Here is a 17,587-nt window from a genome sequence, read left to right as displayed (position 1 = left end):
GCGGGACCATGCTTCTGTGCATCGACTGCGGCAATACCAACACGGTGTTTTCGATCTGGGACGGGCAGGAGTTCCTGTCCACCTGGCGGATCGCCACCGATCATCGCCGCACGGCGGATGAATATTTCGTCTGGCTCAACACGCTGATGACGCTGAAGGGGATTTCCGCGAAGATCAACGAGGCGATCATTTCCTCGACCGTGCCGCGGGTGGTGTTCAACCTGCGCGTGCTGTGCAACCGCTATTACGACTGCCGCCCGCTGGTGGTGGGCAAGCCCGAATGCGAATTGCCGGTGGCGCCGCGGGTCGATGCGGGCACGACCGTCGGCCCCGACCGGCTGGTGAATACGGTGGCCGGGTTCGCGCGCCATGGCGGCGACCTCATCGTGGTGGATTTCGGCACGGCGACGACCTTCGACGTGGTTGATGCCGATGGCGCCTATATCGGCGGGGTGATCGCGCCCGGCGTGAACCTGAGCCTGGAGGCGCTGCACATGGCCGCCGCCGCCCTGCCGCATGTGGATATTACGCATCCCGACAAGGTTATCGGCACGAATACCGTGGCATGTATTCAAGCGGGCGTTTATTGGGGCTATATCGGGTTGGTCGAGGGCATCGTCCGCCAGATCCGGCTGGAGCGCGACCGGCCGATGCGGGTCATCGCCACCGGGGGCCTCGCGCCGCTGTTCGACCAGGGCTTCGACCTGTTCGACCGGGTGGAGGACGACCTGACGATCCACGGGCTTCGGCTCATATATGACTACAACAAGGGGCTGGGGGCGTGAGCGACCGACTGATCTATCTTCCTCTCGGGGGCGCCGGCGAAATCGGCATGAATGCCTATGTCTATGGCTATGGGCCGGAGGGGAAGGAGCGGCTGATCGTTGTCGATCTGGGCGTGACCTTCCCGGATATGGACAGCACCCCGGGCGTCGATCTGATCATGGCGGATCTGTCCTGGCTTGAGGAAAACGTCGATCGGATCGAGGCGATCTTCATCACCCATGCCCACGAAGACCATATCGGCGCGCTGCCGCATTGGTGGCCGCGGCTGCGCAAGCCGGTTTATGCGCGCAAATTCACGGCGAAGATCGGCACGATGAAGCTCGAAGAGGCTGGGCATCCGTCGGATACGGTGACGGTCGTCGAGCCGCGCCCGCAGGTGATCGAGGCCGGGCCGTTCAAGGTGCAATTCGTGCCGCTGAGCCATTCGATCCCGGAAAGCTCGGCCCTGGTGATCGACACGCCGGCGGGTCGGATCGTCCATACCGGGGATTTCAAGCTTGATGGCAATCCGGTGGTGGGCGAGCCCTTCGACCCGCTGCTGTGGCACGAGATCGCGCATGAGGGGCAGGGGGTGAAGGTGCTGGTGTGCGATTCCACCAACGTCTTCTCGCCGCAGCCGGGCCGGTCGGAGGCGACGCTGGCGGAGCCCCTGCGCGATTTCATCGCCGCGCAGAAGGGGATGGTGGTCGCGACGACCTTCGCCTCCAATGTCGCGCGGCTGAAGACGCTGGCCGAGGCCGGGCGCGCGGCGGGGCGGTCGATCTGCCTGCTCGGGCGGGCGATGAAAAAGATGGTCGCGGCGGCGGAGGAAACCGGCGTGCTGACCGGGATGCCGGGGACGATCCCGGCGGAGGCTGCGGTCGAGGTGCCACGGGACAATCTGCTGCTGCTGGTCACCGGATCGCAGGGCGAGCGGCGCGCGGCGACGGCGCAACTGTCGCGCGGGAAATATCTCGGGCTGGAGATGAAGGAGGGCGATACCTTCCTGTTCTCTTCGCGCGTGATCCCGGGCAACGAGCGCGGCGTGATCCGCATCATCAACAATTTCTCGGAGATGGGCGTCGATGTGGTCGATGACCAGGGCGGGCTCTACCATGTGTCGGGCCATGCCAACCGTCCGGATCTTGAGGCGGTGCATGACCTGCTGCGCCCGAAGATCCTGATCCCGATGCACGGCGAACACCGCCACCTGCGCAAACATGCGAAGATCGGCACGGCGAAGGGCATCGCCTCGGAGGTCGCGACCAATGGCACGATGGTCGATCTGACCGGCGACCGGCCGAAGGTGGTCGAATATATCGAAACCGGGCGGAGCTATCTGGACGGCTCGGCGCTGATCGGGGCGATGGATGGCGTCGTGCGCGACCGGATCCGGATGGCGCTGAACGGGCTGGTACTGATCACCGTGATCATCGACGAGGACGAGCAGCCGCTGGGCGAGCCCTGGGTCGAGCTGATGGGCCTGCCGTCGCGCGGCCGGACCGGCGCCGACCTGACGCAGCAGATCGAGGAGGAACTGACCGATTTCCTCGAACGCGCTTCGGTGAAGATGATCGCGTCGGACGACAAGCTGGACGAGGGGATGCGCCGCATCGCGCGTCAGGTGGCGATGGAAGAGATCGGCAAGAAGCCCGAGGTGGTGGTGGTGGTGTCGCGCCTCGTGGCGGACTGATCCGCGCGGCCCTTGGGGTCCCTGGACTTCGTTGGAACCGTTTCCGGACGGAGAAGCCGGGCCTTGGAGGGCCCGGCTTTTTGTCATGCGATTTCGACGAGCAGATCCTTGGCGTCGATCTGGTCGCCCTGCCGGACGTGGAGGGCCTTGACGGTGCCTTCCTTGTCGGCGTGGATCCCGGTTTCCATCTTCATCGCCTCGATGGTGAGGAGCAGGTCGCCCGGTTTCACCGTCTGGCCCAGCGTCACGGTGACCGAGGCGACCGAACCGGGCATCGGCGCGCCGATCTGGCCGGGGTTCGCCGGGTCCGCCTTGGGCCGCGCCTTGACCGCCGATTTCGCCGAGCGGTTCGGCACCCGGGCGGAGCGCGGCTGGCCGTTCAGCTCGAAGAACACCTTGACCTCACCGGCCTCATCCGTTTCCGATTTGGTCTGGAACCGGATTTCCAGTGTCTTGCCCGGGTCGATCTCGACCGAGATTTCGTCGCCCTGATCCATGCCGTAGAAGAACACCGGCGTCGGCAGGGTGCGCACGGGGCCATAGGTCCGGTGCCGGGTCATGTAATCGACATAGACCTTCGGATACATCAGATAGGCGGCCAGTTCGTGATCGGCGATCCGGTAGCCGCCGAGTTCCGTTTCGAGCTTCGCCCGCGCCGCCTCAAGGTCCACCGCCGGAAGATGCTTGCCCGGCCGTTCGGTTTCGGGCTGCTCACCCTTCAGCGCCTTGGCCGTGATGCCTGCGGGCCAGCCGCCCGGGGGCTGCCCGAGGTTGCCCTTCAGCATGTCGATCACCGAATCCGGGAAGGCCATGTCCTTCGCCGGGTCGAGAACATCTTCCTTGCTCAGCCCCTGCGCCACCATCATCAGCGCCATGTCGCCCACCACCTTTGACGACGGCGTGACCTTGACGATATCGCCGAAGATCTGGTTCGCATCGGCATAGGCCTGCGCGACCTCGTGCCAGCGTTCCTCAAGACCCAGTGAGCGCGCCTGCGCCTTCAGGTTGGTGAACTGCCCGCCGGGCATTTCGTGCAGGTAGACTTCGGACGCCGGCGCCTCCAATCCGGATTCAAACGCCGCATATTGGTGCCGCACGGCCTCCCAATAGGTCGACATCCGCCGGATCGTTCCGATGTCGAGGCCGGTGTCGCGCTCGGTATGGGCCAGCGCCTCGACGATCGAGCCAAGGCAGGGCTGCGAGGTGCCGCCCGAAAACGCATCCATCGCCGCATCGACCGCATCCACCCCGGCCTCCGCCGCCGCCAGAACCGAAGCCCCCGCGATCCCCGACGTGTCGTGGGTGTGGAAGTGGACGGGGATGCCGACCTCTTCCTTCAGCGCCTTGACCAGCGCCCGGGCCGCAGCGGGTTTCAGCAGACCCGCCATGTCCTTCAGCCCGAGCACATGGGCGCCCGCGGCCTCCAGCTCCTTCGCCATGCCGACGTAATAGTTCAGGTCGTATTTCGCCCGGTCGGGGTTCAGGATGTCGCCGGTGTAGCAGATCGTGCCCTCGCAGATCTTGCCGCTGTCGATCACGGCATCCATCGCGACGCGCATGTTCTCGACCCAGTTCAGGCTGTCGAACACGCGGAACACATCGACGCCTTCCTTCGCCGCCTGCTGCACGAAGAAGGTCACCACATTGTCGGGGTAGTTCGTGTAGCCGACCCCGTTCGAGGCACGCAGCAGCATCTGCGTCAGGATGTTCGGCATCCGCGCGCGGATGTCGCGCAGCCGCTGCCACGGGCATTCCTGCAAGAAGCGATAGGCGACGTCGAAGGTTGCGCCGCCCCAGCATTCGACGCTGAACAGCCCGCCCAGATTCGCCGCATAGACCGGCGCGGCCTTGATCATGTCGATCGAGCGCATCCGCGTGGCCAAGAGCGACTGATGCCCGTCGCGCATCGTCGTGTCGGTGATCAGAAGCCGCTTCTGCGCCAGCATCCAGTCCGCCACCGCCTTCGGCCCCTGCGTGTCGAGCAGGTCGCGCGTGCCGGGCAGGATCGCGCCCTTCACCGGCGGCAGCTTCGGCGGTTTCGCATCCGCCCGGGGTTTTGCCCGGCCCGCGGTTTCGGGATGCCCGTTGACGGAGATATCCGCGATATAGGTCAGGATCTTGGTCGCCCGGTCCTCGCGCGGCTTGAAGTCGAACAGCTCCGGCGTGGTGTCGATGAACTTCGTCGTATAGCTCATGTCGAGGAAGGTCGGGTGCTTGAGCAGGTTCACCACGAAGTCGATATTCGTCGACACCCCCCGGATCCGGAATTCGCGCAGCGCGCGGTCCATCCGGTGGATCGCCTGATCCGGCGTCTGCGCCCAGGCGGTGACCTTCACCAGCAGGCTGTCATAGTAGCGCGTGACCACGCCGCCCGCATAGGCGGTGCCGCCGTCGAGCCGGATCCCCATGCCGGTCGCGGTGCGATAGGCGGTGATGCGGCCGTAGTCGGGGATGAAGTTGTTCTGCGGATCCTCGGTCGTCACCCGGCATTGCAGCGCATGGCCCGAGAGTTTCACGTCCGCCTGCGTCGCCGCTCCGGTCGCCTCGGCCAGCGTGGCGCCCTCGGCGATGCGGATCTGTGCCTGCACGATGTCGATGCCGGTGACCTCTTCGGTGACCGTATGTTCGACCTGGACGCGGGGGTTGACCTCGATGAAGTAGAACTTGCCGTCGTCCATATCCATCAGGAATTCGACGGTGCCCGCGCATTCGTAGTTCACATGCTGGCAGATCTTCTTGCCCATCTCGCAGACGAAGGCGCGTTGTTCGTCGGTCAGATAGGGGGCGGGGGCGCGTTCGACGACCTTCTGGTTGCGGCGCTGCACGGTGCAATCGCGCTCATAGAGGTGGTAGATATGGCCGTGCTTGTCGCCCAGGATCTGCACCTCGACATGGCGGGCGCGCAGGATCATCTTTTCGAGGTAACCCTCGCCATTGCCGAAGGCGGCCTCGGCCTCGCGCCGGCCCTCACGGACCTTGGATTCGAGGTCTTCCGGCCCGTTGATCGGCCGCATGCCGCGCCCGCCGCCGCCCCAGCTCGCCTTGAGCATCAGCGGATAGCCGATTTCGGCGGCCTCCTTGCGGATCGCGTCGAAGTCCTCGCCCAGAACCTCGGTGGCCGGGATCACCGGCACGCCCGCGGCGATCGCCACCTTGCGCGCCGAAGCCTTGTCGCCAAGGGCCCGCATCGTCGCCGCCTTCGGCCCGATGAAGGTAATCCCCGCCGCATCGCAGGCATCGACGAAATCCGGGTTCTCCGACAGCAGGCCATAGCCCGGATGGATCGCATCCGCGCCCGATTCCTGTGCCACCCGGATGATCTCGGGGATGGAGAGATAGGCGCCGACGGGCGACAGCCCCTCGCCGATCCGATAGGCTTCATCTGCCTTGAAACGGTGCAGCGACAGCTTGTCTTCCTCGGCATAGACGGCAACCGTCTTCTTGCCGAGTTCATTCGCGGCGCGCATCACGCGGATCGCAATCTCTCCACGGTTCGCGATCAGAATCTTGCGGAACATAGACACTCCGTCTCCCCTGTCCAATGTGCCGGAAGCCTAGCTTTGCTGCGATGCGGCGCAAGCCGGAAAATGAAAACAATAGCAAATTAACAGCCTGAAGCCGAGCGAATTTGCAAATCCCCTCAGCGGGCCGGTGTCCGTGCTGCCATCGCCGGGGGAGGGACGGAAATTCCCCCGGATCGGCCCTGCATTTCGCTTGGCCCCGTTGACCCTTCCCCGGCACTTGCCTAGGAGAAGGGGCGCCTTCTTCCGGAGTAGCCCATGCCGAACCCCGTCGCCCCCCGTTCGTTTCAGGAAATCATCCTGCGGCTGATGTCCTACTGGGCCTCGAAGGGCTGCGCGATCTTGCAGCCCTATGATATGGAGGTCGGGGCAGGCACCTTCCACCCGGCCACCACGCTGCGCTCGCTCGGCTCCACGCCCTGGGCCGCGGCCTATGTGCAGCCCTCGCGCCGCCCGACCGATGGCCGCTATGGCGAAAACCCGAACCGTTTGCAGCACTATTATCAGTATCAGGTGCTGATCAAACCCTCGCCGCCGAACCTTCAGGAACTCTATCTCGGCTCGCTGGAGGCGATTGGCATCGACCTCGGCCTGCATGACATCCGCTTTGTCGAGGACGACTGGGAAAGCCCGACGCTGGGCGCCTGGGGCCTGGGCTGGGAGGTCTGGTGCGACGGGATGGAAGTCAGCCAGTTCACCTATTTCCAGCAGGTCGGCGGGCACGACTGCCGTCCGGTGTCGGGTGAACTGACCTATGGGCTCGAACGGCTGGCGATGTATGTGCTGGGCGTTGACCATGTGATGAACATGCCGTTCAACGATCCGGACGCGCCGATTCCGCTGACCTATGGCGATGTCTTCCGCCAGACCGAAGAGGAATACAGCCGCCACAATTTCGATGCCGCCAATACCGAAATGCTGCTGCGCCATTTCGAGGATGCCGAGCGCGAGTGCCAGCATCTGCTGGATTTCCCGCCCGAGGATCCGAATTCCGGCAAACGCATCATCATGGCGCATCCGGCCTATGACCAGTGCATCAAGGCCAGCCACCTGTTCAACCTGCTCGATGCGCGCGGCGTGATCTCGGTGACCGAGCGGCAGGCCTATATCGGCCGGGTCCGGGCGCTGGCGAAGAAATGCGCCGATGCCTTCGTGCAGACCACGGCGGGCGGCTGGAGCGGGGAAGCGGCGTGAATGGCCGTCTGGTCGGAGGGGAAATCGTGGTAGCCGCGGTGATTGCCGGGGCCGGCGTCTGGTATGCGCAGGTCTATGGCTATTACCACGACGTTCCCGCCGACAGCACGGCGGCCGAAATCCGTCTGACCGCGCAGGGTGGCGCCGAAGAGCCGGTGGCCACCAGTAATTTCAAGGGGATAGACGGCGACAGCTCGCCCCTGAAATTCCGCGCCTGTTTCACGGCCGATCTGCCCGCCGCCACCGCCGATGCCTATCAGCGCTACGAACGGCCGACGCCGCTGAATGCGCCGAAATGGTTTTCCTGCTTCGATGCCCGGCAGATCGGCGAGGATTTGCAGGCGGGGCGGGCGAAAGCCTATCTGTCCGAACTGAACATCCACCCCGGCGTCGACCGTGTGGTGGCGATCTATCCCGATGGCCGGGCCTATGCCTGGCAGCAACTGAATGACAAGGCGGGGGAGTGATATGCCCGATCTGCTGATTGAACTCTTCTCCGAGGAAATCCCGGCGCGGATGCAGCCCGGCGCGCGCGAGGCGCTGAAGAAGCTGGTGACCGATGGCCTGGTCGAGGCCGGGCTGACCTATGGCCATGCGGCGGCGTTTTCGACGCCCCGGCGGCTGGTGCTGGCGGTGGAGGGGCTGAGCGCCGAAAGCCCGACCCTGCGCGAAGAGCGCAAGGGCCCGGCGGTGGGCGCGAATGAAAAGGCGGTGGAGGGGTTCCTGCGCGCCACCGGCCTGACGCTGGATCAGCTGGAAATCCGCGACGACAAGAAGGGCCAGACCTATTTCGCCGTGGTGACGAAGCCGGGCCGCAAGGCGCCCGCGATCATCGCCGAGGTGCTGGAAAAGACGATCCGCAATTTCCCCTGGCCGAAGTCGATGCGGTGGGGGTCGGGCAGCCTGCGGTGGGTGCGCCCGCTGCATTCGATCCTGTGCATCCTGACCGATGAGGCCGGGGCCGAGGTGGTGCCGCTCGACGTCGACGGGATCGCGTCGGGCAATGTCACGCGCGGCCACCGCTTCATGGCGCCCGAGGCGCTTTCCGTAAGTTCTTTCGAGGATTACGCGGCGAAGTTGAAGCTGGCGAAGGTGGTTCTGGACAGCGCGGAGCGTGAAGAGACGATCTGGAACGAGGCGAAGACGCTGGCCTTCGCGCGCGGGCTGGAACTGGTCGAGGACAAGGGCCTGCTGACCGAGGTCGCGGGGCTGGTCGAATGGCCGGTCGCGCTGATGGGGGACATCGCGGAGGATTTCCTCGGCCTGCCGCCCGAGGTGTTGCAGACCTCGATGAAGGAGCATCAGAAGTTCTTCTCGGTGCGCAACCCGAAGACCGGGCGGATCGAGGGCTTCGTCACCGTGGCGAACCGTGAGACGGCGGACCATGGCGCGACAATCCTGAAAGGCAACCTGAAGGTGCTGTCGGCGCGGCTGTCGGATGCGAAATTCTTCTGGGAGCATGACCTTCGGGTGGTGCGGACCGAGGGGATGGAAGGCATGGGCTCGGGGCTGGCGCAGGTGACCTTCCACAACAAGTTGGGTTCGCAGGCCGAACGTATCGCCCGGATCGAGGCGCTGGCACGCGAGATCGCCCCGGTGGTGGGCGCGGAGCCGGAGCTTGCGGCGCAGGCCGCGCGGGTGGTGAAATCCGATCTGCGCTCGGCGATGGTCGGCGAATTCCCGGAATTGCAGGGCCTGATGGGCAGCTATTATGCCCGTGCGGCGGGCCTGCCCGAGGCTGTGGCCGCGGCCTGCAAGGGGCATTATTCGCCGCTTGGCCCCTCCGACGACGTGCCGGTGGAGCCGGTGACGGTCGCCGTGGCGCTGGCCGACAAGATCGACACGCTGACCGGATTCTGGGCGATCGACGAAAAACCGACCGGATCGAAAGACCCCTTCGCGCTGCGCCGCGCCGCGCTTGGGGTGATCCGGCTGGTGCTGGGGAACGGGCTGCGGCTGAACCTGCGGGAGGTTTTCGCCAAGGCGAATGCGCAGGCGGATGCCGCAGACCTGATCGGCTTTTTCCACGACCGGCTGAAGGTCTATCTGCGCGACCAGAACATTCCGCATGATGTGATCGACGCGGTGTTGTCGATGCCGGGGAATGACGATCTGACGCTGGTGGTGAAGCGGGCGGAGGCGCTGGCGGCGTTCCTCAAGAGCGAGGATGGCACCAACCTGATCCAGGGCTTCAAGCGGGCGAACAATATCCTCGCGCAGGCCGAGGCGAAGGATGGCGTCGAATACAGCTACGGCGCCGATCCGAAATTCGCCGAGGGGCCGGAGGAGACGGCGCTGTTCGCCGCGCTGGATGCGGCGGAGGCGGCGATCGGCCCGGCGATGAAGGCCGAGGATTTCGCCGCCGCGATGGCCGCGATGGCGGCGTTGCGCGCGCCGATCGACGCGTTCTTCACCGCCGTTCAGATCAATGTGGAGAACCAGATCCTGCGTCGCAACCGGCTCAACCTGTTGTCGCGGATCCGGCAGATCTGTCTGAGCGTGGCCGACCTGACCCGGATCGAAGGCTGAGCCTTCGGTCCGTTCCACCATCGTCACACTTGCAAGGGCTGTGGTTCCGCCTATCCTGCTCCGGACCGAAGGGATCGCCGCAATGCTGAAACACGCCGATTTGGCCGACTTCACCGAGATCACGCCCACGGCGCAGATCGAGACGGGACGACATGGCTGGCGGGCGAAATGCCTGCAACGGCTGATCCGGCTGGACATGCCGGTGCCGCAGACGGTTGCGCTGCCCACGGAAACGGTGCGCGCGATTGCGGCGGGACAGTTGCCCGATACGCAACGGATCGCCGAGGTCTTCGGGCCGGATTTCCTGGTCTCGGTGCGCTCCAGCCCGGAGAACCCGGAATGGGGCGGGCCGGGGACGGTGCTGAACGTGGGCATGAACGATGCGGTCCATGCGCGGCTGATCGGCTCGCATGGGCAGGAGGCGGCGGATGCGCTTTATCTGCGGTTCGTGCAGCTTTATGCGACGAATGTGGCGCGGCTGGACCCGGACATGTTCCACGAGGATCCGGGGCCCGGCGCGCTGAAGGCGGCGCTGGCCACCTATCGCGCGGAGACGGATGACGATTTCCCGCAATCGCCGGCGCGGCAGATGGCGGAGGTGCTGCGCTCGATGGCGCGGGCCTGGGAGGGGACGACGGCGCGGCTGTTGCGGCAGGCCAAGGGCGCCCCCGCCGAGGCGGTGCTGGGCCTTCTGGTGCAGCGGATGGCGCTTGGCATCGGGCCGGGGCTGTCGGGATCGGGGACGATGCAATTCGTCGATTCCGTCACCGGCACGCCACGGATCACCGGCCGGTTCCGGGGTCAGAGCCAGGGGCGGAAGGCCTCGGTCGAGACGCTCTATCTGACGAAGGATCCGCGCGGCGCCTCGCTCGAAGAGGCCGACCCGGAGGTGTTTGGCCAGCTGGTCGATTATGGCGGGCGCTGCCGGGGCAAGCTGCGCGAAGAGATGCAGGTCGAATTCACCATCGAAAGCGGCAAGGTCGCGGTGATCGACGCGGTGCGGGTCAGCCGCTCTGCCCGCGCGGCGGTGAAGATCGCGGTGGCGCTGGCGCAGGACGGGGTGATCAGCCGGGAGGATGCGCTGCTGCGGGTGGAGCCGCGGGCGCTGACGGAGTTGCTGCACTATCAGGTCGATCCGCGTGGCACGCGCGAGTTGCTGGCGCGCGGCATCGCGGCCAGCCCGGGGGCCGCCACCGGTCGGATCGTGTTTTCCGCCGCCGCCGCGCAGGCCGCCGCCGCCCGCGACGAAGCCTGCATCCTCGTGCGCCGCGAAACCGTGCCCGAGGATGTGCGGGGGATGCACGCCTCGGTTGCCGTTCTGACCGAGCGGGGAGGGATGACTTCGCATGCGGCGGTGATCGCACGCGGGCTGGGGCTGCCCTGTATCGCGGGCTGCGCCGATATTTCGATCAATCCGCGCGACCGGACCATGACCGCGCAGGATGGCCGGACCTTCCGCGAGGGCGATGTGATCACGGTGGACGGCACCAATGGCGAGGTTCTGGCGGGGTCCACCGCGATGCTGGAACCGGCGCTGGACGATGGGTTCCGCACGCTGCTGCACTGGGCCGACAATGTGCGCGACATCGGCATCCGTGCGAATGCTGATACGCCGGACGATGCCCGCACCGCGCGGATGTTCGAGGCCGAGGGCATCGGCCTGGCCCGCACCGAGCATATGTTCTTCGATGAAGACCGGCTGACGGTGATGCGCGAGATGATCTTCGCCGATACGCCGAACGACCGGCGGGTGGCGCTGGAGCGGCTGTTGCCGATGCAGCGGGCGGATTTCAGCGCGCTGTTCGACATCATGGCGGGGCAGCCGGTCTGCATCCGGCTGTTCGACCCGCCGCTGCATGAATTCCTGCCGCATGACCGCGAGGGGATGCGGGAACTGGCCGAGGCGCTGGACCGTCCGCTGTCCGAGGTCACCCGGCGCTGCGAGGCGCTGCGGGAGTTCAACCCGATGCTGGGGATGCGGGGCGTGCGGCTGGGCGTGACCGTGCCCGAGATCTACGACATGCAGGCCCGCGCGATTTTTGAGGCGGCGGTGGAGGCGGGCCGGCGCGGCGCCCCGGTCGTGCCCGAGGTGATGATCCCTCTCGTCTCTGCTGCGCGCGAGGCCGAGATCGTCAAGACCCGGATCGACGCCGTGGCCGCCGCCGTGCGCACCGAGATGAAGGCGCAGTTCTCCTACCGGCTGGGGGTGATGGTCGAAACCCCGCGCGCCGCGCTGCGGGCGGGGGAGATCGCGGAGTTCGCTGATTTCCTGTCCTTCGGCACCAACGACCTGACGCAGATGACCTATGGCCTGTCGCGCGACGATGCGGGGCGGTTCATGTCCACCTATGTCAAGCAGGGCGTCTATGCCGAGGATCCGTTCCACATCCTGGATGTTGAGGGGGTGGGGGAATTGCTGCTGATCGGGGCCGGACGGGGCAGGGGGGCGCGGCCCGGTGTGACCATTTCGGTCTGCGGCGAACATGGCGGGAATCCCGAATCAATCGCCTTTTGCCGGGCTGCGGGCTTCGATTATGTGTCCTGTTCGCCGTTCCGGGTTCCGGTTGCGCGGCTGGCCGCCGCCCATTTCGCGCTGCTCGCACCCCGCAAGCGGGCGGGGTTCTGAAATGCTCTTGACCGCCGAATTCCTCTGGCACTTTCAGTTGCTTGCCTCTAATTAACCAACTTGTGTTAGCGGAGTGATTCGCTTTCATGCTGCGCGGAATTTCGCTGCTTGGCGGCGGTTTTCTGCCTGCTTTTGAACCGATAAGTGGACAGGGTGGGTTAACTTTGATTAACCCCCTGTGGTCCCGGCATTGGTCCGGGGCGATTGTCCTTATCGGAAGAAACCATGTCAGTGCTGAAAAGCTGGACGGGGGGCGCGGTTGTCCTCCTTGCCCTCGCCGGAGGCTTGCGTGCCGAAGTCACGGTAAGCCAGTCGAATGATCCCGGTATGGCTGCGGAAGCCGGGCTCGTGTCGCTGCTCGGTCAGGAGCGTGCCGGTCTCGGTTCGGTCCCGTCCGCGCGGATGTCGGCGATCGTCGCGGCGCCGAAGGATGGCCAGCCGCGCCGCCTGACGGCGGGCTGGCTCGATGCACAGCCGACCGTCAGGAACGATGCGCAAGTGCAATGCCTCGCCACGGCGGTTTATCACGAAGCGCGGGGCGAGCCTCTGGCCGGTCAGCAGGCGGTTGCCGAGGTGATCCTGAACCGGGTCGATGACGCCGCCTTCCCGAAGACGGTCTGCGGTGTGGTCAACCAGCGGTCCGGTCGCGGTTGCCAGTTCAGCTATGTCTGTGACGGGCGGTCGGACAAGCCTTCCAACATGGCCGCCTATCGTCAGGCACAGAAGATCGCCCGGGCCATGCTGGATGGCCAGCCGCGCACGCTGACCGATGGGGCAACCTATTTCCACACCACGGCGGTGAAGCCGTCCTGGTCGCGCCGGTTCGAGCGCACGGCGAAGATCGGTGCGCATCTGTTCTACCGCAAGCCGGTGCAGACCGCCGAGAACTGAGGTCGTTTGACGGTTCACAAGTGCCGTTTCGGGGTGGGCTTCGGTTCGCCCCGTTTCTATATGGTGGGGCGAAACCGGACGGACCATGATGACCACCGACACCAGCCTTGCCTTCGCCCATCCCGAAGAACGCGCGATCGCTTCGGCCCCGGCCGATCCGCGCGACCGGATCAGCCTGCGCGACCATGTGGTCAGTGCGGATATCGGCGCCTTTCAGCAGGAGCGGGGGCATGGCCAGCGGCTGCGCTTCAACGTGGTGGTGGAGGTGCGGCCCGCGCCCGCGCCGCTCGATGACGATGTGGACCGGATCCTGTCCTATGACCGCATCACCGAGGCGATCGCGGCGGAGCTGGCGGCGGAGCGGCTGAACCTGCTGGAGACGCTGGCCGAGCGGGTGGCGGAGCGGATCCTGGCCGAGCCGCAGGCGATGCGGGTCTTCGTGCGGATCGAGAAGCTGGACCGTGGCCCCGGCGCCCTGGGGGTGGAGATCGTGCGGGCGCGGGCTTCGGTGCCGGTGCAGCATGGGCAGGTGGCGCTGCGTCCGGTGGTGGCGTGGCTGTCGAATGCGGCGATCGCCGCGCCCGGCCTGTCGGAGCGGCTGGATGCGCTTCAGGCTTCGGGCGCGCCGGTGATCCTGACGGTGGGCATGCCCGATGGGCCGGTGCCCGAGACTGGGCAGCGCCCGACGCAGCGGCGCATCGACCTGCTGGCGATCGAACAGAACGCCTGGGTTCTGGCCGCGCGGGATCCGCGCTGTGTTGTCGTGGCGACCCGGACGGAGATCGACTGGGCGATGAAACACGGGCAGATGGTGGTCTGGGCGCCGTCGAAGATCGTGCTGGATGCGGTCGATGGGCCGAAGGGTCCAGCGCGGGATTCCATTGCGCTCGCGCTGTGGCTGGCCGAGCAGATGGCGGCCACGCGGCTGGAACTTCACGGCGATGTCGCGGTCCCGGCGGGAAGCCGCGTGCCGGTCCTGGCACTGCCGGTCTGAGGCTTGCCAAGCCGTTCCCGCCGCGCGATAGCACTGGCATGAAACTTTATTTCCGACCGATCACGCAATCCGATCCTGCCCGGCCCGAAGGCGCGCTGCCGCTGGCGGGGGGGTGGTGCTGGTTCGATGCGGTGGAGGTTCTGAGCCATGACGGGCCGCAAGGCCGGATCGCGGCGCGGGATCTGCCGGCGGAGGTGCGCGAACGGCTGACGGCGCCGCGGGCGGATCTGGCGGGGCTCGATTTTGCGGCGCCGCGGATCATGGGGATCCTGAACCTGACGCCGGACAGTTTTTCGGACGGGGGAAACTACGTCGAGCTTCCAGCCGCGCTCGATCAGGCGCGGGCGATGATGGCGGACGGCGCGGATATTCTGGATCTGGGCGGCGAGTCGACCCGGCCCGGCGCGGTCGAAATTCCGGTGGCCGAGGAGATTGCCCGCACCGCGCCCGCCATCATCGCGCTGCGGGCCGAAGGGGCGGCGATTCCGATTTCGATCGACACACGCAAGGCCGGGGTGGCGCGGGCGGCGGTCATGGCCGGGGCCGGGGTGGTGAACGACGTCTCCGCGATGGAATTCGACCCGGATATGGCGGGGGTGGTCGCGGGCGTGCGGGCCGGGCTTTGCCTGATGCATGCGCAGGGGGATCCGGCAACGATGCAGGCCGACCCGCGCTATGGCAACGTGCTGCTGGAGGTCTACGACTATCTGGAGGCGCGGATCCGGGTGGCCGCGCGCTCGGGTATTCCGCGCGCGCGGATCATGGTCGATCCCGGGATCGGGTTCGGCAAGACGGTGGCGCATAACCTGACGTTGCTGCGCGGGCTGAGCCTGTTCCACGGGCTGGGCTGTCCGATCCTGCTGGGGGTGTCTCGCAAGCGGTTCATCGGATCGGTCGGACGGGCAATGCTGCCCGCGCAACGGATGCCCGGAACGCTGGCGGTGACGCTGGCGGGCGTCGCGCAGGGCGTGCAGGTGCATCGGGTGCATGACGTGGCCGAGGTGGCGCAGGGCCTCCGGCTGTGGGAAGCGATACGAAAGGGACAGGCATGACGCGCAAACTCTTCGGCACGGACGGGGTCCGTGGCGAGGCCAATACCTGGCCGATGACGGTGGACATGGCGCTGAAGCTCGGCGCGGCGGCGGGGCGCTATTTCCGGCGCGACGCGGGGAATGGGCATCGCGTGGTGATCGGCAAGGATACGCGGCTGTCGGGCTATATGCTGGAAAATGCGCTGACGGCGGGGCTGACCTCGACGGGGATGAACGTGCTGCTGCTCGGCCCGGTGCCGACGCCCGCGATCGGCTATCTGACGCGCTCGATGCGGGCGGATCTGGGGATCATGATTTCGGCCAGCCACAACCCGGCGAAGGACAACGGGATCAAGTTCTTCGGCCCCGACGGGTTCAAGCTGTCGGATGAGGCGGAGCGCGAGATCGAGGAAATGGTCGCGGGCGAGATCCGCCCGGCGCAGCCGCACAACATCGGCCGGGCGAAGCGGATCGACGATGGCGTGGGCCGTTATGTCGAATATGCGAAGACCACCTTCCCCGCGCGCGGGCGGCTTCAGGGCATGAAGGTGGTGATCGACTGTGCCAATGGCGCGGCCTACAAGGCGGCGCCCGAGGTGCTGTGGGAGCTGGGCTGTGAGGTGATCCCGGTGGGGGTTGCGCCAAACGGGCATAACATCAACGAAAAATGCGGCTCGACCTTCACCCGCACCGCGTCGGAGGCGGTGGTCTGGCACAGCGCGGATTTCGGGATTTCGCTCGATGGCGATGCCGACCGGGTGATGATCATCGACGAGAAGGGCGACGTGGCCGATGGCGATCAGATCATGGCGCTGTTCGCCTCCCGCTGGGCCGAGGAGGGGCGGCTGCGCGGCGGGGCGCTGGTGGCGACGGTGATGTCGAACCTCGGGCTGGAGCGGTTCCTGGATGGCAAGGGGCTGCGGCTGGAGCGGACCCAGGTCGGTGACCGCTATGTGGTCGAGCGGATGCGCGAGGGTGGCTACAATCTGGGCGGGGAGCAGTCGGGCCATATCGTGATGACGGATTACGCCACCACCGGCGACGGGCTGATGGCGGGGCTGCAATTCCTGGCCGCGATGGCGGAGACTGGGAAGAAGGCGTCGGAACTCGCGCGGCAGTTCGAGACGGTGCCGCAGATGCTGAAGAACGTGCGCTATGCGACGGGGGCGGAGCCGCTGGCCGCCGAAAGCGTGAAGCGGGCGATTGCCGAGGCCGAGGCACGACTGGCCGGGCAGGGGCGGCTGCTGATCCGGAAATCCGGGACGGAGCCGCTGATCCGGGTGATGGCGGAATGCGGCGACAGGGACATGCTGGGCGAGGTGGTGGACGGTATCGTCGCCGCCGTCGAGGCCGCCGCCTAACGTTGCGGGGTGGCGTTCGCCACGCCCCACCAGCGGATCTTCCGCCCAAGGAAGGCGCCCAGCCGGTCGGGCGCATCCGGCGCGGCGATGTCGAGGTCCAGAAACCGCGGATCGCCTGCAAAAATCTCGCGCAGCGCGGCGTGATGCGCTTCGATCCAGCGGGCGCGTTCGGCCTCGGTGGCGCCGCGCCCGCGCGGCAGACCGGTGATGTCGGCGGTGGTGACGCGCGCGGCCATATCATGCCAGGTGCCGATGCTCCGGGCCGTGGCGCCCGGATCGCGGGCGTTCAGGATGAAGCGGCACTCCGGATGCAGCCGCCGGATTGTCAGCAGCAGCGCGATGTCGAGGTTCGGCCACAGGTTGACCCCTTCGGCGGGGGCGCAGTAATCCATCTGGGTGATGGCATCGACGCCCTCGAACAGCGCGAGCGGATCGCCCTTCGTGAACCAGCCGTCATAGATCAGTTGTCCGAACGGATCGTCGTCCACCCGCCAATGCGCGCAGACCAGACCGCTTTTGCTCAGCGCGCGATGCAGGGTGGTGGTCCCGGCCTTGGGAAACCCGACGACGATGATGGAGGGGAGGGTCATGCGGAGGCCACGGAATACCACAGCAGGCTTGCCGCGTCGATCACCGTCCAGATCAGGCCGATAACGGGCCAGGCGCCGCGCGCTCCGGTCCGCCTGCGTGCGATCAGCAGCGCGCGCAGGATGCAGATCCGCCACAGCCCCATCGCCCCGCAGACGATGCGCAGGAAGGGCATCACCCCCTCTTGCGCGCGGGCATAGATCAGCCCCGAAACCAGCACCCCCACCGGCACGACGAACAGCAGGATGCCGAAAATGCCCAGCCAGAACGTATCGCCGAACCCGAGCCGCCCGGAGAGCAGATCCGCGAACCAGCCGGGGCTGAAGATCCGGGCGCGCTCGGACTGGATCAGCGCAAGCTCTTCGGGGTCGATGTCGGGCATGGGGCTCTCCTT

The 17,587-nt window shown here is 66.5% G+C and carries 13 protein-coding genes; 10 read left to right on the top strand and 3 right to left on the bottom strand.

The window, feature by feature from the left end; genetic code table 11:
• Positions 1-8 precede the first annotated feature (8 nt).
• Together QM789_RS12700 and QM789_RS12695 are read left to right on the top strand one after the other, a co-directional pair.
• Positions 9-785, top strand: a complete 777-nt coding sequence (locus QM789_RS12700; RefSeq protein ID WP_420352254.1) for a type III pantothenate kinase — start codon at positions 9-11, stop codon at positions 783-785.
• Positions 786-832: 47 nt separating this feature from the next.
• Positions 833-2,458, top strand: coding sequence for a ribonuclease J (locus QM789_RS12695; protein ID WP_420353309.1), 1,626 nt, complete (start codon positions 833-835; stop codon positions 2,456-2,458).
• 83 nt (positions 2,459-2,541) lie between these two features.
• On the opposite strand, the gene QM789_RS12690 is transcribed toward QM789_RS12695, so the two are convergent.
• On the bottom strand, positions 2,542-5,982 hold the full coding sequence (locus tag QM789_RS12690) for a pyruvate carboxylase (RefSeq protein ID WP_420352253.1): 3,441 nt from the start codon (positions 5,980-5,982) through the stop codon (positions 2,542-2,544).
• 255 nt (positions 5,983-6,237) lie between these two features.
• Between QM789_RS12690 and QM789_RS12685 the strand changes: the two genes are divergently transcribed.
• The 8 genes from QM789_RS12685 to glmM all read left to right on the top strand — a co-directional run bounded on the left by QM789_RS12685 (position 6,238) and on the right by glmM (position 16,605).
• Positions 6,238-7,173, top strand: a complete 936-nt coding sequence (locus QM789_RS12685; RefSeq protein ID WP_420352252.1) for a glycine--tRNA ligase subunit alpha — start codon at positions 6,238-6,240, stop codon at positions 7,171-7,173.
• Entirely contained in the window at positions 7,170-7,640 is a 471-nt protein-coding gene (locus QM789_RS12680; protein ID WP_420352251.1) for a DUF6446 family protein, read from the top strand. Before QM789_RS12685 ends, QM789_RS12680 begins: the two co-directional genes overlap by 4 nt.
• 1 nt (position 7,641) lies before the next feature.
• Complete coding sequence (glyS, locus tag QM789_RS12675) at positions 7,642-9,702, top strand: glycine--tRNA ligase subunit beta (RefSeq protein WP_420352250.1); 2,061 nt, start codon at positions 7,642-7,644, stop codon at positions 9,700-9,702.
• A gap of 82 nt (positions 9,703-9,784) precedes the next feature.
• Positions 9,785-12,328, top strand: a complete 2,544-nt coding sequence (locus tag QM789_RS12670; RefSeq protein ID WP_420352249.1) for a putative PEP-binding protein — start codon at positions 9,785-9,787, stop codon at positions 12,326-12,328.
• A 225-nt stretch (positions 12,329-12,553) separates the two neighbouring features.
• Positions 12,554-13,219 (top strand): cell wall hydrolase, encoded by a 666-nt coding sequence (locus QM789_RS12665; protein ID WP_420352248.1) that lies wholly within the window; start codon positions 12,554-12,556, stop codon positions 13,217-13,219.
• A gap of 88 nt (positions 13,220-13,307) precedes the next feature.
• Entirely contained in the window at positions 13,308-14,213 is a 906-nt protein-coding gene (locus tag QM789_RS12660; protein WP_420352247.1) for a dihydroneopterin aldolase, read from the top strand.
• Positions 14,214-14,251: 38 nt separating this feature from the next.
• Positions 14,252-15,265 carry a dihydropteroate synthase gene (gene folP, locus QM789_RS12655; protein WP_420352246.1) on the top strand — a complete coding sequence of 338 codons (1,014 nt, stop codon included), beginning with the start codon at positions 14,252-14,254 and terminating at the stop codon, positions 15,263-15,265.
• Positions 15,262-16,605, top strand: a complete 1,344-nt coding sequence (gene glmM, locus QM789_RS12650) for a phosphoglucosamine mutase (protein WP_420352245.1) — start codon at positions 15,262-15,264, stop codon at positions 16,603-16,605. The genes folP and glmM overlap by 4 nt, the downstream gene beginning before the upstream one ends.
• Here glmM and QM789_RS12645 read toward each other — a convergent pair.
• Together QM789_RS12645 and QM789_RS12640 are read right to left on the bottom strand one after the other, a co-directional pair.
• Positions 16,602-17,195, bottom strand: coding sequence for a sulfotransferase (locus QM789_RS12645; protein ID WP_420352244.1), 594 nt, complete (start codon positions 17,193-17,195; stop codon positions 16,602-16,604). The genes glmM and QM789_RS12645 overlap by 4 nt on opposite strands.
• On the bottom strand, positions 17,192-17,575 hold the full coding sequence (locus tag QM789_RS12640; RefSeq protein WP_420352243.1) for a hypothetical protein: 384 nt from the start codon (positions 17,573-17,575) through the stop codon (positions 17,192-17,194). Before QM789_RS12640 ends, QM789_RS12645 begins: the two co-directional genes overlap by 4 nt.
• Between the last annotated feature and the right edge of the window lie 12 nt (positions 17,576-17,587).

Source organism: Paenirhodobacter sp. (assembly GCF_047600745.1).
Classification (GTDB): domain Bacteria; phylum Pseudomonadota; class Alphaproteobacteria; order Rhodobacterales; family Rhodobacteraceae; genus Rhodobacter.
The sequence above is the reverse complement of the archived record's forward strand: the minus strand, read 5'-3'. Positions and strand labels throughout refer to the sequence as shown.